Here is a 342-nt window from a genome sequence, read left to right as displayed (position 1 = left end):
TCGTTAAGAGATTTCAAACTCAACACGGCTTAAACGCGGATGGTGTCATTGGACCTAAGACCATAGAATGGCTGAACTATCCCATTGAAGATCGCATCCATAGGTTGGCGCTCAATGCAGAAAGAAGCCGTCTATGGCCAATGCAGCGAAGTGCGCTTGTCGTTGTGAACTTACCGAGTTTCGATTTGAACTATTACTTTAGAGGCAAGGTGGCATTCTCATCTAAGGTGATTGTCGGTAAACAAAAACGCAAAACCCCTATGCTGGAAATAAAGATGGATTCGTTAGTGTTGAACCCGACATGGAACGTGCCACCTAAAATCATGCGCGAAGATATTATCC

At 44.4% G+C, this 342-nt stretch carries 1 protein-coding gene; it reads left to right on the top strand.

From position 1 onward, the window contains the following. On the top strand, positions 1 to 342 hold a 342-nt coding region (locus tag AB4585_RS28935; protein ID WP_372172232.1), incomplete at both ends, for a L,D-transpeptidase family protein.

This window comes from Vibrio sp. 10N.222.49.C9 (assembly GCF_041474985.1).
Lineage (GTDB): Bacteria > Pseudomonadota > Gammaproteobacteria > Enterobacterales > Vibrionaceae > Vibrio > Vibrio crassostreae_C.
This window is presented reverse-complemented; position numbering and strand designations above follow the sequence as displayed.